We start from the raw sequence: 18604 nt of genomic DNA, 5'->3' as shown, positions 1-18604 counted from the left end.
CTCTCGGAGCGCGCCGCCTCAACATCATCGAAGTCTCAGCAGCGTGCCTTGCAGCGATTTTTCTCGTGGGCGCAGGCGCTCGCGCCCTTTCCACGACGCCCCTTGCCCCGGCCCGCGCGCCCGGTGCGCCGATCTTTGCACTCATGAAAACGGGCCATGCAGCGATCTTTGCAGACCTTCTCCGACTCCAGCGCCTGACCTCGACGCCCGGTGCCATCCTCAATGACAAAGGTGGTGCACCCGCTCAAACCCAGCACACCCACCACGATCATCACCTTCCACAATCGCTGCATCGCCGCTCCTTGTTCCTGAAAAGGAGCTCAGCTCAGCCGCTTAAGCTCCTCTTCCAACATGCCTACAAGCTCATCCATACGTTGCGTGACCGCACGCACCGTATCGGCCTGGCTTAAGTCGACGCCGGCCTTCTGAAGCTGCGTCATCGGGTGGTCGTTTCCGCCGCTCGACAAAAGCTCCAGGTAGCGAGCCTGCGTGGCCTGGCGCTCGGCTTCATCTTCGCTGAGCAGCCCGGCCACGATCTTCGCCGACGAAGCGTAACAGGTGGCGTACTGGTAGACGTAGTAAGGAGAGTTAAAGAAATGTGGAATCCGCGCCCAGGTCACGCGGTAGAGCTCGTCGATGGTGAGCGCGTCGCCGTAAAACGCCTTCATCTTCTCCATATAAAGCGCATCAAGGCGCTCGGCGGTCATCGGCTCACCTCGCTCCACCATGCGATGCGCCTCAAGCTCGTAGTCCGCAAAGAGCGCCTGGGAGTAGAAGGTGCCGGCGATGCCGCTGATGGCCTGCTGCAGCAAGAACGCCCGCTTCCGCGGGTCGTCGGTCTGCTTGAGCAGGTAGTCGAGCAGGAGCGCCTCATTGGTCGTGGAAGCCACCTCCGCCACAAAGATTGTGTAGCTCGACGTCGCAAAAGGCTGCGCCTCACACGAGAGCACCGTGTGCAGCGTATGGCCCAGCTCGTGGGTCAGCGTGAAGACGTCATCAAGCGTGTCGGTGTAGTTGAGCAGCATGTAGGGGTGCACCCCGTACACACCCGCCGAATACGCCCCGCTGCGCTTACCCTCGGTCTCATACACATCGATCCAGCCTCCGCTGAGCGCCTCACCCAACAACTTCTGATAGCGGCTGCCGAGCGGCGCCACAGACTCGATGAGCGTGGGTTTTGCGCCCTCGTAGGTATAGACCTCGTCGCTCTCCATCAGCGGGATGGAGCCGTCGTAGAGATGGTACTCGTCGAGCCCCAGCACCTCTTTGCGCAGGCGGTGGTAGCGGCGCAGCGGCTCGGAGCCCTCGCGCGCCGTCTCAATCAACGTCTCCAGCACCGAGACCGGCACATTATCATCGTCGAGCGCCGCTTCAGCGGTGCTGCTGTAGTTGCGCGACTGCGCCTGAGCCCAGTCCCGCTGGCAGAGGCTGTTGTAGAGCGAGGCAAAGGTGTTTCGCTTCGCCTCAAAGATCCCGTACATCGCCTCAAAAGCCTTGCGGCGGTCCTCCTGATCACGACGTGTGTGCAACAGGTTGGAGTACTCCCCGTAGCTCACCTTCACGTCTTCGCCATCGGAGAGGGTGATGGTGTTGAACACCACATCGGCTGTAGTCAGCGCGCGGTAGACCTCGGCCGGCGCCGAGCGAAAACGGCTTCCCAGCGCGAGGATGCGCTCCCCGCCCTCATCAAGCACATGCTCCTGCGCGCGGTAGGCTTCCAGGATCGGGAAGCGGTAAGGAGAGAGCTGCTCGTCGCTCTCCAACCACTGCTCCATCGTCTCCTGCGCGATCGTGAGCAGCTCCGGGGTAAACCAGGCCGAACGCGAGCCGTACTCCGCAAAGAGCTGCTGCACCTCTTGAAGTCGCGCCTGCACCTCGTTGTCGCGCTGATCGAGGTCAAAATTCAGCTGCGGGTAGCGGTAGAGCTTGTAGGCCATCATCCCGATGGTGTCCTGCAGCTGGTAGGCCTCCAGCACCTGCTCCGGGCCCTCACCGAGCTTGCCGCGCAGTTCCACGAAGCGATCCATATGGGTGCGGACCTCCTTCATATCCGCCTGCCACGCCTCCCAGCCCGGGTAGATGTCGTTGAGGTTCCACTTAAAACGCGCATCGATCTGCTCGCGATCACGGGTTTTAGGGCGGGCGCCCTCAATCTCATCGTCGAAGTAGGTCGGGATCTTCAGCTCGCTCATCATCGCTCCGCATGCGCTCGTTCAAAGTTAGGCTTTGCCGGCGTCATAACGCCGGTGCATCTCTCGTCGTACTTAAAGGTCGCCGCCAATGCCAAGGCCGACGTAGTGGGTGTTGCGTCCACCGTCAGTCAGCCATCGGGCGTACTGGTAACGCAGGGTCATCGGCAAGATCCACAACGCGAACTCGGCGTCGACGCTGGCACCCGCGGCCGAATGAAGGTTGCCATCATCAAGCATCGCCGCGCTGGCGAAGGCCTCCAGGTTGATCTGCGAAAAGAAGGCCGAGGGCAAAAAGAGCGGGCCGGAGATCGCTCCCTGATCCACAATGAGGGGGTAGCGGTAATTGAGATCACCGATCGCCGCGCGCGACCCCGTCAGCGTCACCCCTTCAAAACCACGTAACGTCTCTACAAATGCCACCTGGGGAGGAAGTCGATCGTCGGCAGGCAGCGCATCCTCGGCCGTGGGCGACGCGAAGAAGGGAATCACGCCCCCAAACCCACCCACGCGCAGCACGCCCTCGGACGGGTCCACACCCAGAAGTTGGCGGTAGCGCGCCGAGAAGCGCAACCGATGGCGCTTCGAGAGCGGCAGCGGCGCGTGCAGCTCAAGTTGCGCACGCACATCGCCCAGGTCGAGGTCCGAGCCCAGGGCTTCCCCATAATAGCCGCCCTCACCGCTCAACCCGAAGAGCCACTGCGTGCCGCCATACGAGGTACTGCGCCCCGCTGCATAACGCGTCGCCAGCCGAGGACCGACGAGCTGACGCTCATCGCGAGGCTCGCCCTCACGATCGATATGGTGACGAAGTCCGCTAAACATAAGGGCGACCGGGGTGTCGTAGAAGCTCCGCTGCAGCTGCAACGAGACCTGCTCATCGAGCTGTTCCACGCGTAAAAGGTCAGTGCTATTCGGGTCGATTTGCTCGCCATAAACCTGACGCTCCGACCCCACGTAGATCGACCACGTGAGCGGCGCGAGCTGAGTGTTCACATACGACGCACTGCCCACAAACCAGTCATTGACCACATCATAAGCTCCGCGCAGCTCCCAGTTATGAAAGCCCAGCGCATCGCGTCCGCTCATCGAGAGCCCCAGCCGGCCGTTAACCGGGGGCAAATCCTGGCGCTGGGCCTCTGGCAAAAGTGCGTTCACCGCGCCCAGCTGAAAAATGGGCACACGCAGGCGCGGCACGAAGAGCCCGTCAAAGGCGCTGTAGGGCTCGTCACTTTGAATCAGCGCGGGCTCAAGCTCGCGGTAGCCCCGCACCTCCGGCGCTCCGGCCGCATCTTCCCAGGCCAGCGCACCGCCGAGCCCCGCTACACCTGAAGTCCGCGCACGCTCCAACGCCTGCGCATCGACCCGGTCCAACGCCCAGCCCCACCCCTCCCGGTTCAGAAAGCGCAGATCGCCATTTGCCCCGGGCCGCGCGCTCTGCGCGATGTAGGGTGCCTGGGTCAGCCGCACCGCCTCGCCATCCAGCGGCACCTCAAAGATGTCCACCCGTTCGCCGTAGGCGGCCGACACCCACAGCGTCGACGCATCCACCCAGTACGCGTCGTACACCGGGCTATGCGCCTCGCCAGTGCCCAGCGCCCGCGTCAACTCGCCGCTCTCCACATCAACAATCCCCACTCGCCAGCGCTCATCTTCCATCAGCGTTAGCGCCACCTTTTGGCCATCTGGCGAGACTCGCATATGCGCCACAAAGGCGCCGGGATCCAGACGAAAGAGCTCGCGATCCTTCTGCCCTTTAAGATCCACGCGCTCAAAGACCACCTGGTCGCCGTCGGCCCGCGCCAGCAGGTAGGCATCCTCGCCAAGCAGATCGCCGCTGATGCCCATCACCTCGTCGCGCACCACCTCCAGCTCACCGCTCTCAACCTCCAGCCGGATCAACGAGCTCCGCGGCGCATCCATCCCCTGGTGACGCAGCAGCGCGTAGAGCATCTGCCCGTCATCGCTTAAACGCAGCGCGTCGACGCTGCTGCCCGCCACAACCGTGCGGCCGGGAAGCACGTCAGGGAGTTCTCGGCGAAGCACACGCTCGCCGGAGGCCTCATACACCTCAATGGCCGCTCGCGCGTCGAGGCCGCTCACATAGGTCGCCCACCGTCCCGAGGGGCTGACTTCCAGCTGCGCGTTTCGCCCCAGCCACCGCTCCCGCTCCTGCGAAAGAGCGCGCTCGCGCGGCGGATGCTCCCGGCGCATCTCATTCGCGAAGTCTTCAAAAAGCCCCGGCAACCCCTTGCCATACACCGACCAGAAACGCGTCGTCACACCGACCGGCCACAGCCAGGAGCGCCCCTGAAGATCGAGCAGCTGCCAGAGCTTCTCCTCCCCGTAACGCTCCACCAGGTAGGCCACAAAATGCGAGCCCACCAGATAATGCCCGCCGTTGGAAACCTCCCGATCGAAGACGCTGAGACGACCACCGTCGAGCCTTCCGTCGTACATCCCCGCCAGCAGCACATTTTCCCACAGCGGTGAGCCGTGGCGCCCTACATCATCGACGAGCTGGCTCTCGTAATAGGTCGCGATCCCCTCAAACACCCACGAATCAAGGCCCCGCTGCGGCGTAAACCAGGCGCCAAAGAGCAGGTTAAGTCCACCAAAGAGCCCGTGCACACGGGTCATATGCACCCAGTGCACCATCTCGTGGCACCCCACCGCCAACATGCTCGGCGTAAAGCCAAAGCCTGCAAACGCCCCGCTCGTCAGCGAGGTGGGCAAGAGCACATGCGGATCGTTGCCGGGCGCGAAGCTCACATAGGCGTTGTTGAACTCCACCTCCGGCAAAAAGATCGGCACCCGCTTAAAGGGCCCACCGCGCACGGCTTTGGCGTTGAGCTCCTCAAAACACAGCTCCAACTGTGCGGCGATACGCTCGGTCTGTGCCTTGCGATGCGCCGGGTAATAGAGGCTCAAGTTCTCGGTATCCATGCGCCGCATATCTTCGCGCGCAAAAGACTGCTGCAGCTCCGGGCTAAAGCGCGGCCCGTTGCCCACCGCACAACCGCACACCAGGACCACCAGCGCCGCAATCAAGACGCGTCTCACCATGTGCCGCCATCCATTCACACCCACCTCATCCAGCTTCACACCCGACCCCAACCCATCGACATCATCACCCTCATCGAACCTTCAAATACCCGCAAATCAACGCCCGCTCGTCGTCGCTCAACGGCGAGAGCGCCTCGTTGGTGACGGCCTCATCGAGGGCGGCGTTAAAGGCGTCGTCGCCCACCAGCTCGCGCGCCCCTGGCAGGCGCGCGATCGCTCGCAAAAGACGCTCGCGCCGCTCCTCCTCAATCTGGCGAAAGCTCCGATCGCGCATCAGAAGCTCCATTTTCTGCGGGCTGGCCAGATACCGATTCTTCGCCTCTTCATCCATCGCTCTCCTCGCATCCTTCGTAGAAATGTCCACGCAAGCCGGGTGGGGCTGACGCGCCCGAAAAACACTGTTAGCCTGCCCACGCGTTGGAACAACTACCTCCCTCGTGGGATATCAACGGAGTCATCCCCTTGAGCCGTCCACTAAGCCTGCTGGTCTACGGACCTTGCCCCGAGCTTGATGCCCACCGCCTGGGCGTGGAGGTGGTGCGCGCCGACGCCGTCGACGCGCGCAGCTCCCTGGAGCTCAACCTCAAGCAGCAGCGCGTCGCCTTGATCGACGGCAGCCTCCCCGAAGCGCTGGACCATATCAAGCTCCTTCGCACACTTGCCCCGGGCTGCGCCACCCTGCTGATCGCCGAGGCCGGCGACCACCGCCGGGTGCTCGACGCTCTGGAGCTGGGGCTGACCGACTTCCTGGTGCGCAGCGGTGAGGCCGCGACCGACCGCGTCCTGGTAGAACATCTGCTCAAACGCTCCTTCAACACCTGCCACATCCGCCAACGCCTCCACGATGGCGAGCGACGCTTCTGGACCCTCTTCGACTCCGCCCCGCTGGGAATGCAGATCCTGGGACTTCAGGGCCAGTGCGAGCACGCCAACACCGCGCTTCAAGAACTTCTGGGCTACAGCCTCGACGAGCTCCGACGCACAGCCCTGGACGAGCTGATGGCCGAGGAGGACGCCGACCTCTGGCGCGCGCTGATCGAGGAGCTTCGCCAGAGCCAGCGCGATCTTTATAGCCTGGAGCTCCGCCTGAAACACCGCGATGGCGAGCTCCGCTACACCCGCTTCACCCTGGCCGTGATGCGCGAGGAAAGTGGCGATCCCTCGCATATCCTGGCGATGGTCGCCGACCTCACCGACAAAAAGCGCATCCAGCAAAACCTCCAACACGCCGACAAAATGCAGGCCATGGGCCGACTCGCCGGCGGGGTTGCCCACGACTTCAACAACCTGCTCACCATCATCGGCAGCCACTGCTACATCATGCGCGACGCGCTCAGCGATCCGCCACGCGTCGAAACCAGCATTGAGGCCATTCTGAGCGCCAGCGAGCGGGGCGGCGCGCTGACCCGCCAGCTTCTGACCTTCGGGCGACGCCACGTGCGCGAGTCCAGCGTGCTCGACCTCAACGAGCTCCTCGAAGAGATGCGCATGGTCCTGCAAAGCCTCTTCGGCTCCAGCGTTCATCTCTCACAAAACCTGGCCACCGATCTTCATGACATCGTCGCCGACCGCAGCCAGATCGAGCAGGTCATCATGAACCTGGCCATCAACGCTCGTGACGCCATGCCTCAGGGCGGCCGCTTCAGCGTGCGTACCGCCAACCTCGAGGTCACCCGAGACGACCGGCATCCCGGGCTTCCCCGCGAACTTCGCCCCGGGCACTACGCCACGATCATCATCAGCGACTCCGGCCACGGGATGCCCCCCGAGATCAAAAACCAGATCTTCGAGCCCTTCTTCACCACCAAGGCGCTCGGGCAGGGCACCGGACTGGGGCTCTCCACCGTTTACGGCGTCGTCACCCAGGACGGCGGCCATATCAGCGTGGAGAGTGTCCCCGACCAGGGCACCACCTTCACCATCTACCTGCCCGCCGCCCGCCAGGAGTCCACCACCCCGGCCCGCCTGCGACGCGCACGCCGCGCCACCCCCATCCCCGGCGATGAGACGATCCTGCTGGTCGAAGACGACGACGCACTTCGCCAGCCCATCCGCATGCTGCTGGAGCGCAAGGGCTACCACGTGCTCGAAGCTGCCAACGCCGAAGAGGCTCTGGAGCTCAGCCGCACCTATGGCGGCCCCATCGATCTTCTCTTAAGCGACGTGATCATGCCCGGCCTCGACGGGCTGGCCCTCTCCAGGCGCATCACCTCCACCCGCCCCGAGACCGCTGTCCTCTTAATGAGCGGATACACCGCCGACGCTCTGCTCGCCACCGAGACCGGTGATCTCCCTCGCCTCCTCCAGAAACCCTTCGGCATGGACACGCTCACCCACGCCATTCGCGCCCTCTTGAGCGCCCCCTGACGCGCCATTCTTACCTTCAAAACAGCTCGCATGCTCCCCTCCTGGTGTGCGCACACTCCATCTTTGTTCAGCCTGAACACAAGAGTAGGCGCACACCAAAAGGCGGCGAGTTTTTTGATGAATTTTTTCCGGGACGAACACGCTTCGGGCGCGCAGCTAGCTTCGCTCACGGCCCTTTCACGATCTTCAGGTCGTCACACCCGGGCGCGCACCTGGCCACACAGCCGCTCAGGGCCACGACCCTAACCCCCTGATCTTATTCACAAAAACGTCACACGGATCGTGCCGCATCGCCTTCAATCTCCGCGGCGCGCGGGTGACTTTTTGCGCGCAGCTCCGCCTGACCGACGTTGGCAGCCAGCGCCGCGTCGATCGCCTGACGAATATCCTCCGCGCTCTTGATGCCGCTGAGCCGCTTGCGCAGCACCAGCTCTCCGGGCGTGCCGCGGTAATACCAGAGCAGGTGTTTGCGGATCTCTTTGCAGGTGCGCCCCTCGCCAAAACGCTCCAGATAAAGATCCACGTGACGCAAAAGCGTCTCGCGCTTGAGCGCCGGCGAGGGCGGCTCGGGGATAGCTTCACCGCGCAAGTCAGCGGCGATCTCGCGAAAGACCCAGGGATTGCCCAGCGCACCGCGCGCCACCATCACCGCATCACAGCCGGTGGAGGCAAACATGCGCCGCGCGCTGATCCAGTCGCAGACGTCGCCGTTTCCAATGACCGGAATGCCCACCGCCTCTTTGACCGCGGCGATCACGCCCAGGTCGGCGTGGCCGTCGTACATCGCCGAGCGGGTGCGACCGTGAATCGTCAGCGCGGCGGCGCCGCCGGCCTCCATCGCCTCGGCCACGGCCACCGCGCTGGTGTCCTCCCAGCCGGCGCGCATCTTGCCTGTGACCGGAACGTCGACCGCCTCACTCATGGCCTCAAAGATCTCGCGGATCCGCCCCACATCCCGCAAAAGCGCCGCGCCATGGCCGCTGGAGACGACCTTTTTCATGGGGCAGCCCATGTTTAAGTCGACGATGTCCGCGCCGAGCTCCACAGCGATCTGCGCGGCCTGCGCGAGCTCTTCGGGGCGTTTTCCATAGATCTGCACACAGGCCGGCCCCTCCCCCTCCACCAGATCCACCATCGAGACCGCTGTGGGCGCGCGATGAATCAGCCCCACCGCGCTGACCATCTCGGTGGCGACCATCCCCGCGCCCATCTCCCGGCACACCCTGCGAAAGGGCGAGCTGGTGACCGCCGCCATCGGTGAGAGCACCACGGGAGGGTCGAGCACCACCCCGTGACCAAGGTCGAGCGGGGGGCGCTCCACCGGCCCCGGCACCTCACCGCCCCAGCGTTTTGGCGTCAATTTTTCAAAAGGAATGCCCATGATGACCTCGTCGTCGCGGCAGAAATCGCCTCAGGGGCTCTTATAACGAGGTGCGACGAGGAGGGAAAGCGCGCGCCTACTCCGCCGCGACATCGCCCTTATCCGCGGCGGGCAACTGCGCGTTACGAAGCTCGCCGGGGGTCTTGCCCGTCCAGCGTTTGACGGCGCGATTAAAACTCGAGACCTGCTCGTAGCCCAGGCGCTCGGCGATCTCGCCAAAATCCAGGCTCGGATCGTTCAACATCTCCCACGTCTGCTCCCGACGCACCTCATCGAGCAGCCCTCGAAAGGACGCGCCCATCCGCCGCAGATGACGCTGCAGGTTGCGCTCGCTCATACTCAGACGCCGCGCCACATCCCCAAGGTGCATCTGTGGCGTCCCCAACACCTCGGCGAGCACACGACGCACCCGCGCCACCACAAGCGCCTCTTCGGTGAGGTGTGTTGGCTCCGGCGCTGCGTGGCTCCATGTCGCAACCTCCTCCGAGATCGGCGACTCCCCCACCCCGTACCAGAGCCGAATCAGAGCGTAGCGGTTCGCCACACCGAGCTTGCGATACACCCGCGCGCTCATCCTCTCCAACGCCCCCGGGCTGACCTCGAGCTGCCTGGCAATCACATCATCGTCCTGATCGCTGGCAAGAAGACGCACCAGCTCCCGCTCCTCGAAAGTCAAAGGACGCTGGCCGGCTAACATCCCCAACGCTCGAAGGTAGCGAAGCATCAGCGGCCGAAGCCCTTGAGATGCCACCTCCAGGACGGCCGCGTCGCTGTAGTCAAAGCGCTTGTCCATCGCTCCGTCGATGCAGAACGAGAGTTCCGCGCCCTGGAAGTCCAACACCATCACCGTGATCGCGTCGCCCACCCCCATAGCGTCGGCCAGACGCCGGGTCGGCGCGCTTCGCCACTGCTCAGGCGTCATGCACGCCCGGTGGGGCACCGCCCAGCACCCTTCCTTTCTGGCACCCAGATGCACGGTGAGCGGATCGTTTCTCACGTCCGCCTCGTCTTCACGGGCAAACCAGGTGCGCAAGATGTTCAGCCGCTCATCGAGATCACACCCCGAGCCGCTGAAATACGCCGAGCCCACCTCATCCCCCGAGGCCGATCGCCGCTTCGCATAGCCTCCCATGCTCACGCCCCCGACCAGCTCGACCAGCCGATCGTTGGCGTGCTGCCAGGCCGCTTCCAGGCTCTCGCCACTGAGCGCGTGAACCTCATTCCAGAGTTGGGCCACCCGTCGCCACTGCTTTCCGTCTAGCTGCCTTGCCATCGTTGTGCTCCCGGAGACTCGTCGCAAAACGCCGTCAGTTTACGGGCCTCGTTAAAAAATTTCATGCGTCATCACGCGAACATCCCAAACGCGAGGCGTAAATGGCGCGTCAGGACAAACGAAAGGCGTCTCAGGCCAAAACACCCTGTGTAAAAAAACGCTAACCTCCGTCCGGTTACCCCCCCTGAGTGATGGCCGCGTATCTGCGGCGAAACCACGCGCATGATGAGGACGCGATGAAGACGATGAAGATGACGACGCTATGGTGGTGCGTGAGCGCGATGGTCTGGACCATCGCCGCGTGCGGCGGCGGCGATGGCCAGACGCAGCAGAACAACGCCGATGTGGGCCCCGACGTCGACGCCGGCGTCGAGACCGACGTCGATGTCGAGCCGCCCCCCCGGGCCTGCGCCCCCGATCCCGACCTGCTCGCTGAACGCACCGAATGTCTTAGCGACGACATGTGCCCCTGTGGCACCTTCTGCTCGCTGGGCCTTTGCACCTACGAGTGCACCGCCGACACCGACTGCGCCGAGGGCCAGGTCTGCGGGCGCTTCGGCACCTGCCGTGCCCCCGAAGACGAAGCCGCCATCCTGCCGCCTACGTCCAGCCCCACGGGCAAGCTCAAGCCCGAGGTGACAAGCCGGGTCATGAGCGATGAGGGCATCGTCGAGGTGGAGCTCACCGCGGAGACCGACCTCGATCGGGCTCGCATCAGCGCCCGGGGTGGCGCTCAGGTGCGCTGCCCGGGCGACGCGGACTTCGCCGACGAGTGCATCCTTGACGCGCTCGACCTCGAAGCCGGTGACGTGATCCTCATTGAAGTGCGCCTCGCCGACGACGCCGATCCGGGGGAGGTCGCCGAGCTTGTTGTGATCGCCGACAACTCCCGCCACAGCGTCTCATTGCCGACCCTCGACCAGCTCCCGGGCCACCTCTCCTCCGAGGAGATCGCCGCCCTGGCCGCCCCCCTGCAGGGCCGCTACCGCGGTAGCCTGCGCCTGGTCGACGCCGGCGCGCGCCAGGGCGAAACCCTGCGCGAGACCGCCGTCATTCCGCTGGCTATGGAGGTCGACGCCATCCTCTGGGAGAGCACCGCCGGCGAAGCCATCATCCAGATCAACGACCCCCTCAACGTGCTCAGCGTCGAGGCCGGTGTCATCGGCTCGCTCACCTACGACACCGCTACGGGTCGCGGCTCTGCCTCGCTCCCCATCACGCGACTGATCGAATCAACAGTGGGCGGACAGACCTCGGCCATCAACGTAGAGACCACCTCCGCCGAGTTCCTCACCTCGGACGCTCCCCGCACCATCAGCCTGGCCATCGACCAGCAGTACATCGGCAGCGGTGCGACCGCCCCCACCGTCTCCTGGGCCCTGAACATGGTGCGTGTCAGCGATGTCACCGACCCCGCACCCTCTCCTCAGGCCGACGCCAGCCTGGGCTACAACCCGGCGGTGCGCCTGCTCCAGGACACTCCTTATGAAGCGACGCTACGCGAGATCTTAGAGCGCATCCCTGCATCCGATGAGCCGGTTGTCTTTGAACCCAACAACCTGGCCCCCATTATTCGAGACGAGGCGGGCTTTCCTGGCGAAGCCGTCCTTCCTGGCGCTTTCATCGATCAGGGCTTCAACTCAGTCGTCTTACAGTACTACTTCACGTCCCTGTTTCTCGGACCTAATCGCATCATCGGTTATCCCTCCACCCAGGATCTCAGTATCACCCAGAACCGCTGGAACGCGCTTCTGGATACCCACCCCGAAGTTGATGCAGACGAGAGTCGGTCGGTTCTCATTGAAACCACCGAGTTGGATGAGAGTCTCGTCGGCGGCATCCCCTGCGAGCTCGCCAACATGGAGCTGACGTTCATGGAAAACGGCGTCACCCGCACCAGCCCCACCTACGACGATGACTTCTGCGACACCCTGACCCGAGTCCTGGGTTGCCAGCTCGAAGATGTGGCCGTCGACTTCGACACCGGCCAGATAACCGTCACCGACGGTGCCACAAACTCCCGCTACTACCGCATGTCGGGCTCAGTCTCGCGCACCTGCCGCTTTGCCTACACGTTCCCCTCCGCAGCCGAACTTCCCCTCTGCGCCACCCCGCCCCAGACCTACGACCAGGCGGACTGGGAGTTCTTCGGCTTTGAAAACAGCCTCGACCCCGTCGTCGGTGACCTGGGCTGCCGCGGCTCCGAGCTGGGTATGGCCTTCCCGCTGGATCTCAACGAGACGACCACCGGCAGCGCCATGCTCGACGCCTGCCTCGAAGAGACCATGGACCTGGCCATCGCCCCAGGCTCCCTCGACGGACTCGCTGACGGGGAGCTTTTTCTCGCGGTGGTCGGCCCAGAGAGCGCCTGCGTGAATGTGCCGCGTGTGCTCATGGCGCTCGCGCTGCAATCCCGCGCACTGCGCCTCGACGCCGACGATCTTCCATACGCCATGGGCCCCGAAGGCCTGGCGCACGCCACCGCCGTCACCAACCGCCTGATGACGCGCTGGATCCAGCTTCACGCCTACTTCGCCAACGAAGCCGACCAGCAGTCGGGCATGGCCGCCGCGCTCAGCGGGGGCACAAACCCGGTGAACACACCCTCGACCGAAGCTCTCTACGAAGCCTCGCTTCAAGGCTGGGATCTTCTCTTCAGCCCCCATGTGATTGCGGCGTTGATGGAAACGAGCGGCGCTGCGCTCCAGCAGCCCGACTACCGCGTGCACCGCTATGGCACCGAGTTTGGCGTCGGCAGCGACCCGAGTGAGCCGGTGGCCAGCGCCATCCTCGATGCCCTGGCGCGCCAGGCCAAGGTCGGCCGCATCCTTCTCGAAGATCGCTACGGCGACACCGTCGCGCGCATCAACCAGCCCGTCGCCGAGCTCCTGCCACGTCTGGTCGTCGCTCAGGCCGTCGCCGCCGACCTGCACCGCCGCGCGCTGACCGCCAACCCCAACCTGCGCTGGAGCGACGCCTACTTCGCCTCGGCCACCCGCGCCAGCAAGGCCGCCGGCGAGCTCCTGGGCTACCGCAGGGTGCTGCTTAATGGCGAGAACCCGCTGGGGATCGATGACGACGATCTTCCCCTGTATTTCAACCCCGACAACGCCAGCGGCCCCTCCGGGCGCTTTGGCGTCATCAGCGACTTTTTGCTGGGCACCTCCATCGCCAGCACCGCCTGGGCCCCGGTGGCCGTCGCCCAGGCCGAGGCCAGCCTGAGCGTTGCGCGCGCCGCCTTTATCGACCAGCAAGATCGCCGCGTGCGCGAGGCCCACAACGACCGCGACTTCGCCCGCTGGGTCGAAGACGTGCGCGACGAGTACGAAGCCACCCTGCGTGACTACTGCGGACCGCTCGGCGAGGGCTACATCGACGATCCTTTCTTCGACCCGACCACCTGCTACGTCGCCTCGGATGTGCCGGCTTGCTCGGTGGACTTCGACGCCTGGTACCGCTTCTGGACCGACGACGACCTGATGGGACGCTTCTGCCTCCACGCCGAGTACAACGCCGATTCGCTCAGCGCCGACGCCGGCTTCAGCAACGCCGCCGCCCGGACCTTCGCCCAGGCCTGTTTTGGCGAGCGTGTTGACGATGGCGAGAGCGCCTCGGTGAGCGACTGCGCCGGCTCCGGCTCCTCCTGCCTGGTCTGCGACCATAACCCCTCGGTCGCCGAGCTCCCCTTAAGCCGCGACACCCTGAACCTGACCACCCCGCGCTCTCTGGAGTCCTTTTTGGGCGACGGCGAAAACAGTAGCGACGCCTCGGTGGTTCGCGTCCTGATGGCCAGCGCCATCAGCACCTGCCGCGCCGACTTCCCCACCATGAACCTGGACGTGCCGCTTCCCAACAACCCCCGCGAAGAGCCCGACTGCCTCACCGGAACCTTAGGAGAGGCCAACCTGGAGATCGTCGCTGCCACCCGCGACCTGGAGCAGGCCCGCGAGGCGATTGCCGAGCATACCGACGCCTACGACGTCGCCATGCGCTCCTGCTGGATCCTGGAAGAGGCCAATAGCCAGCTCCAGGCTGCCCGCAACGAGCACTTAGAAACGATGCGGGGACTGCGCGAAGCAAAAGCCATCTCCGACGGCGTGGCCACCGTCGCCGCTGGCGTCAAAGAGTGCGCCGCCACCGCTGCCAGCTCCGATAAGAGCAACCCCATCGCGGCCGTCGTCTCCGCCGGCACCATCGGAGCCTCCTGCGCCGCCGGCGCCGTCGAGACCGTCGCCAACGTCATCTCCATCGCGCTGGAAGCCGACATGGAAAACGCCCAGGCCCGCCACGATAACCTCGTCGCCGAGCTGGAGGCCGCCGCCGAGTTCGAGGTCTGCGCCAACGACGCCCGCATGGAGCTCGTCGGCCTGCGCACTGCCGCCATCGAGGTGGAGCGCGCCGCCTTCGATCTGCAGCGCGCCAACGCCACCCTTTTTGAACTCACCAAAGACGCCGAGCGCGCCCACGCCGAGGGCTTCTCCTACCTTGAGCGCATCGAGGGCATGGAGGTCCCCGACGCCTCCGGCGACATCTGGGTCAACGAGAAGATCACCACCTACACCCACGACTTCAAAACGGCCCAGCGCGCCGCCTACCTCGCGGTGCGCGCCGTCGAATACGAGTACCAGGCCTCCCTGGCCATCCGACAGGCTGTCTTCGACGCAAAAACCCCGATGGAACTTCGCCAGAACGTGCTCGAGCAGCTCTGGGCCGACGCCAACACCCGCGGCATCAACGGCAGCATGCCCACCGAGCTCAACACCGTGGTGAGCCTGCGCGACGACATCCTGCAACTGGGCGACGCCTCCCTCTGGCCCGAGAGCCTCGGGCCGCTCACTCCCGCCGAGCGCTTCCGCATCCTCCTCTCCGACGAGCGTTTTTCCGTCTACGAGGGCGACACCTACCAGGGCCAGCGCATCCCCTTCACCCTGGCCCCGCTGGGCGCGCTGGGCTTTGAAACCCGCGGCGTCCCGATCTTCTCGCAGAACGACTGCGCCGAGCGCCTCTGGGCCATCAACGCCTCGGTGCTCGGCGAGGATCTCTACATTGGCTCCGAGACCCAGAACGTGCGCATCGACCTCTTGAAGCGAAACACCTTCTTCAGCCAGTGGTGCGGCGCCTCCCCCGATGGCCAGCCCGACTTCCAGTTGGCCAGCGTGCGCCCCTCCCGCAACCTCTTCCGCGTCCCGGGCATCGGCGCCGACTTTGGCCAATCCCAGGGCGGCGGCCGCGGCGTCGAAGACTACAGCCGCGCCCGCATCCAGGCCTTCTTCAACGTCGATCGCGGCGAATTTGAAGGCGCCGACTACGCCTCCGGCCAGACCGCCGAGCTGGCCGCCCGCGGCCTCTACGGCGACTACGCCATCTTCATCCCCGCCTCGGTCATCAGCGTCGACGGAAGCAACGGCCTGAACTTCAACAGCATCGACGACATCCTGCTCCGCCTGGATTACGTCTCCGTCGCGCGCTGATCCTCCACCGCACCACCAGCACCACCAGCACCACCCCGACGAGGTGGCGAGGCTCCCCGGCTTCGCCACCTCGATCTATTTTGCCTCCACGTCACGATGAGACCCACGGAAAACCGCATGGTCGCGGCCCCTCGTCGGTCTCTCGGTCATTTTCACCCACCACTATTTCAGCCCACTGGCTTCAACGCGCACATCCCCCCATCCGGAGCGCTTTCCCGCAAAGACGACATCCCGATAAGCCGCATAAACACTGAACTTCGTGCGTCTCTCGGACCTTTTTTGCCTGCAAATTTGTGGCGACGACGCCAGCGTCGTTCTAACGCGATCCTCCCACCCCGCCTGCATCAGGGCAACGATGACAAGGAGCGAGGATGAAGGTGTAGCAACGCTACCGCGAATCCGAAGCGACGACGCCAGCGTCGTTCTAACGCGATCCTCCCACCCCGCCTGCATCAGGGCAACGATGACAAGGAGCGAGGATGAAGGTGTAGCAACGCTACCGCGAATCCGAAGCGACGACGCCAGCGTCGTTCTAACGCGATCCTCCCACCCCGCCTGCATCAGGGCAACGATGACAAGGAGCGAGGATGAAGCTGTAGCAACGCTACCGCGAATCCGAAGCGACGACGCCAGCGTCGTTCTGATGCAGGCGGCACTCAGCGGATGACTTCGCAGGGAGTCATATGAAGAGGAAAACGAAAGCACACCTGCTTCTCCATCTCCTCCTCGCCACAGGGGTTGGGGCAACCATCGAGCACACAGCAGGTCGTCGGCTCGTCGCACTCCCCGGGGAAGCCTTCCATAAAGGGCAGATGCATGGAGTGGTCGGCGTAGAGCCCCGGCCAGGGCGCCGAGGGCATGGGCACCCGACAGGTGCGCTGGGTGACCTCCGCCTCGGTGTTCTCCGAGACCTCCCAGATGCACTCGCCAGATTCCGCACGCCCCAGCACGCGCACCTCCACGCTGCCAAAGGTCCAGAAATAGCCGTTATGCACCGGCTCGCACTTCAAAATCCCTTCAAGAAAGGGATCCGCACCGCTGGCGCAGGTGCAGGAGTCGGCCACGCAGGGCCATTGATCCCATGCCTCATACATCGTGCCCGGCTCGACCTCCGGCACCAGAAGGGCCTCGCAGACTCCGTCCACACACCCCATCTCCATGTTGCAATAGCTGCCCTGCTCGCAGCCCCCGGCGGTGGTACACTCGGGCCCGGGCTCGGTGTCAGTATCCGCATCCGGCGCCTGTGCGTCGGTATCCGGAGCGACGTCAGCACGCTCGGTGCCGGCGTCGTGCTCGGTGTTTCGAAACTCTTCCACCTCCGCACTACACCCCACCGCCATCGCGCTGCACATCAGCACACTCACCCAGAACATCCTGCGTTTCTGCGTCATCATCAGGCTCCTCTCTCGCTTATGACATCCATCAACCATGCATCATTCAGTTCAGCGCCCCCCCATCAAAGCAACCCCTGTGCCACCAGCTCCCTCATAGCTCTCATCCCCCTGTGAACATTTACGAAAAACGATCCATCTGCTCACCACTCGCCCCTGAACCTCCCGGATTTTTGCTGACGAGCACGCTCCACCCCACAGATTCTCGGGACTTCTCAGGAGCCCGGCGCATCGCCCATCTAAGAGGCGTTTCCCCGAGCCCGCCGCGCTCATGCTCTGGCCCGGCAATGGTCCAAAAACCAGATCCCCACGTCACGAAGCACCCGACCCTCTCCCCACACCGCACATCCCGCACGCCCGCAAACCGGGACGCCTCCAGGGCAACCGATGACTAAACTGCAAAGATGAAGCTGTGGCTTTAGCGGCCGCCACCCCGAAGCGACGGCGCCGGCGTTGCCCTGATACACTCAGCATCGCAACAAGCGCATAAACACTGGACTTCGTGCGTCTCTCGGACCCGCAGCAACTCTGAATAATCTCCCCATCTTATCCGCCCGCACACCCCCAACGCCCTCACGAACCTCCCAGCATCGCGAACCCCGAGGCCCCGATGCAACTCTGAATAATCTCCCCATCTAATCCGCCCGCACACCCCCAACGCTCTCACGAACCTCCCAACATCGCGAACCCCGAGGCCCCACAACCACCCAACCACAAAACGCACCCCACCCATCACCCACACGCCTCCCCACACCGCACCCTTTTGGAGCTTCAATGATCACCCCCCAGGACCGCCTCCACCTCGCCCGCTGCATCGAACTCGCCACCGAAGCCCTCAACGCCGGCGACGCCCCATTCGGCTCGCTGCTTGTGCTCGACGACCAGGTCCGCTTCGAAGCGCGAAATCGCACCCGCACCGGAAACGACGCCACCCTGCACCCCGAGTTCGAGATCGCCCGCTGGACCGCAGCCCACCTCAGCGAAGAGGAGCGCGCCCGCGCGGTGGTATACACCTCCGGCGAACACTGCCCGATGTGCGCCGCCGCCCACGGCTGGGTGGGACTGGGGCGCATCGTGTACGCGAGCTCATCGCGCCAGCTCGTAACGTGGCTTGGCGAGCTGGGCGCACCGGAGAATCCGGTACAGGCGCTGACGATCACCGAGATTTTACGGAACGCCGACGTGGATGGGCCGGTGGAAGGGCTGGACGAGGAGGTGCGCAGGTTGCACGCCCATCACGCAACCCTGAACCAAAGTCGCGAATAAGCTAGCTCCGTCCTAGAGACGCACATCGCCCTTTATTCATGCGAACTTTCGGCGTTTATCACCCCGGAAATTTTCGACCTCACACCTGACACGCCACCCTCACACCACTGCAACCCTGTCTAATACTACTTGATCAGTTCACCCAGAAACCGCTTGAAACGTAGACGATCGACCAGCCATTCACGGGCAAGTTGTGCTCG

Annotated in this window: 10 protein-coding genes; 3 read left to right on the top strand and 7 right to left on the bottom strand. The window is 64.3% G+C overall.

Annotated elements, in window-relative coordinates; genetic code table 11:
* Positions 1–35 precede the first annotated feature (35 nt).
* The 4 genes from FRC98_RS17475 to FRC98_RS17460 form a co-directional block, all read right to left on the bottom strand.
* Positions 36–293 carry a hypothetical protein gene (locus tag FRC98_RS17475; RefSeq protein WP_146982719.1) on the bottom strand — a complete coding sequence of 86 codons (258 nt, stop codon included), beginning with the start codon at positions 291–293 and terminating at the stop codon, positions 36–38.
* 27 nt (positions 294–320) lie between these two features.
* A complete protein-coding gene (gene pepF / locus FRC98_RS17470; RefSeq protein WP_146982718.1) occupies positions 321–2192 on the bottom strand; it encodes an oligoendopeptidase F in 1872 nt (623 codons plus the stop codon).
* A gap of 72 nt (positions 2193–2264) precedes the next feature.
* Positions 2265–5255, bottom strand: coding sequence for a hypothetical protein (locus FRC98_RS17465; protein ID WP_146982717.1), 2991 nt, complete (start codon positions 5253–5255; stop codon positions 2265–2267).
* Positions 5256–5325: 70 nt separating this feature from the next.
* Positions 5326–5586 carry a hypothetical protein gene (locus FRC98_RS17460; protein WP_146982716.1) on the bottom strand — a complete coding sequence of 87 codons (261 nt, stop codon included), beginning with the start codon at positions 5584–5586 and terminating at the stop codon, positions 5326–5328.
* Positions 5587–5717: 131 nt separating this feature from the next.
* Here FRC98_RS17460 and FRC98_RS17455 point away from each other — a divergent pair, with 131 nt between their 5' ends.
* Positions 5718–7622 (top strand): ATP-binding protein, encoded by a 1905-nt coding sequence (locus FRC98_RS17455; protein WP_146982715.1) that lies wholly within the window; start codon positions 5718–5720, stop codon positions 7620–7622.
* A 271-nt stretch (positions 7623–7893) separates the two neighbouring features.
* Here the strand turns inward: FRC98_RS17455 and dusB are convergent, their stop codons facing one another.
* Together dusB and FRC98_RS17445 are read right to left on the bottom strand one after the other, a co-directional pair.
* Positions 7894–9003, bottom strand: coding sequence for a tRNA dihydrouridine synthase DusB (gene dusB, locus FRC98_RS17450; RefSeq protein WP_146982714.1), 1110 nt, complete (start codon positions 9001–9003; stop codon positions 7894–7896).
* A gap of 76 nt (positions 9004–9079) precedes the next feature.
* Complete coding sequence (locus FRC98_RS17445) at positions 9080–10276, bottom strand: helix-turn-helix domain-containing protein (protein WP_146982713.1); 1197 nt, start codon at positions 10274–10276, stop codon at positions 9080–9082.
* A gap of 236 nt (positions 10277–10512) precedes the next feature.
* Here FRC98_RS17445 and FRC98_RS17440 point away from each other — a divergent pair, with 236 nt between their 5' ends.
* Entirely contained in the window at positions 10513–15747 is a 5235-nt protein-coding gene (locus FRC98_RS17440; RefSeq protein WP_146982712.1) for a hypothetical protein, read from the top strand.
* Positions 15748–16403: 656 nt separating this feature from the next.
* Here FRC98_RS17440 and FRC98_RS17435 read toward each other — a convergent pair.
* On the bottom strand, positions 16404–17138 hold the full coding sequence (locus FRC98_RS17435) for a hypothetical protein (RefSeq protein ID WP_146982711.1): 735 nt from the start codon (positions 17136–17138) through the stop codon (positions 16404–16406).
* 774 nt (positions 17139–17912) lie between these two features.
* On the opposite strand from FRC98_RS17435, the gene FRC98_RS17430 reads away from it, so the two are divergent.
* Positions 17913–18404 (top strand): nucleoside deaminase, encoded by a 492-nt coding sequence (locus FRC98_RS17430; protein ID WP_146982710.1) that lies wholly within the window; start codon positions 17913–17915, stop codon positions 18402–18404.
* Positions 18405–18604 lie beyond the last annotated feature (200 nt).

This window comes from Lujinxingia vulgaris (assembly GCF_007997015.1).
GTDB lineage: Bacteria > Myxococcota_A > Bradymonadia > Bradymonadales > Bradymonadaceae > Lujinxingia > Lujinxingia vulgaris.
The sequence above is the reverse complement of the archived record's forward strand: the minus strand, read 5'-3'. Positions and strand labels throughout refer to the sequence as shown.